The following is a 1,833-nucleotide window of genomic DNA, read 5'->3' as shown; positions in this document are numbered from 1 at the left end:
AGCAAGGCATTACGATCGACGTCGCCTATCGTTATTTCGCAACCGAACGGCGCAGCTTCATCGTCGCCGACACGCCTGGCCACGAGCAGTATACCCGCAACATGGCGACCGGCGCCTCCAAGGCCGAGCTCGCGGTGGTGCTGGTCGACGCCCGCAAAGGCATTCTGGGGCAGACGCGCCGCCATTCGCTGATCGCTGCGATGCTCGGCGTGAAGCACATCGTGCTCGCGATCAACAAGATCGACCTGGTCAGCTTCGATCCAGTGGCCTTTGAGCGGATCGTCACCGATTACGCGGCCTTCGCCGGCTCGCTCGGCTTCGCTTCCGTCGTCGCGATCCCGATCTCCGCACGTCATGGCGACAACGTGGTCCGCATCTCGGCGAATACGCCGTGGTATGACGGCCCTGCCCTGCTCGATTATCTGGAGACGGTCGAGGTCGCACGCGACGCGGTCGACCGTCCGCTCCGGTTTCCGGTGCAGTGGGTCAACCGGCCGAACCTCGATTTCCGCGGCTATGCCGGCACGGTGGCTTCGGGCGTGATCCGCGCCGGCGATCCGATCGTGGTCGCCGGCTCCGGCCGGGCCTCACGGGTGAAGCAGCTCGTCACCTATGACGGCCCGCGCAATGAAGCTTGCGCCGGCGATGCGGTGACCGTCGTGCTCGAGGACGAAATCGACGTGGCGCGCGGCGATCTCCTGGTCAGCCCGCAGGCCCGTCCCGAAGTCTCCGATCAGTTCGCTGCGCATCTGATCTGGATGGACCAGCACGCGCTGATTCCCGGCCGCTCCTATCTGGCGCGCATCGGCACCAGGACCACGCCGGTCACGGTCACCGCGATCAAGTACCGGATCGACGTCAATACGCGGGAGCATCTGGCGGCGACCACGCTCGCGCTGAACGACATCGGGCTGTGCAATCTGGCAACCGACAGTCCGGTCGCTTTCGATTCCTACGAGGCCAATCGCGCGACCGGCTGCTTCATCATCATCGACCGCTACAGCAACACCACGGTCGGCGCCGGCATGATCAGCTTCGGCCTGCGCCGCGGAACCATTGTACACTGGCAGCCGCTCTTGATCGGCAAGGTCGAGCGCGCCATGCTGAAGCAGCAGCGGCCGGCGATCCTGTGGTTCACCGGCCTGTCGGGCGCCGGCAAGTCGACCGTCGCCAACCTGGTCGAGCAGAAGCTCCACGGCGCCGGTGGCCATACCATGCTGCTCGACGGCGATAATCTGCGTCACGGCCTGAACCGCGATCTTGGCTTCACCGAGGCCGATCGGGTCGAAAACATCCGCCGCGTTGGCGAGGTGGCGAAGCTGATGACTGACGCAGGGCTGGTGGTGCTGTGCTCCTTCATTTCGCCCTATCGCGCCGAGCGCGAAATCGTGCGCAGTCTGGTGCCTACAGGCGATTTCATCGAGGTCTTCATCGACACGCCGATCGAGGAGTGCGGGCGGCGCGATCCCAAGGGTCTCTACGCCAAGGCCAAGGCCGGCACGATCAAGAATTTCACCGGCTTCGACGCGCCCTACGAGCCGCCGGGAAATCCCGAGCTGCATCTGACGACGATGGGCAGGACCGCCGAACAGCTCGCCGACTTGATCGTCGCCGAGCTGCGGCTGCGCGGGATCGGTCATTAGGCGAAGTGTTGCTGGCCGGTGACACCGGGACCTCGGAGCGACGTCTTCTCAGCTCGCTTTGCCTGTTCGCATGATGATGCTCATCCCATAAGCAGGCGGATGGCACATGTGGCAGCTTTCACACAGCCGGAATCAGAAAACACGGATAGGCTGTCGCAGTACAGTCATTCACGTTTTCTAAAATCGGGCG

The 1,833-nt window shown here is 64.1% G+C and carries 1 protein-coding gene; it reads left to right on the top strand.

Features of this window, described 5'->3' with window-relative positions:
• Positions 1-1,643 (top strand): adenylyl-sulfate kinase (cysC, locus tag WA702_RS20370; protein ID WP_425112346.1); only part of this gene is annotated, 1,643 nt, incomplete at its 5' end.
• Positions 1,644-1,833 lie beyond the last annotated feature (190 nt).

This window comes from Bradyrhizobium sp. (assembly GCF_049798375.1).
GTDB lineage: Bacteria > Pseudomonadota > Alphaproteobacteria > Rhizobiales > Xanthobacteraceae > Bradyrhizobium.
The sequence above is the reverse complement of the archived record's forward strand: the minus strand, read 5'-3'. Positions and strand labels throughout refer to the sequence as shown.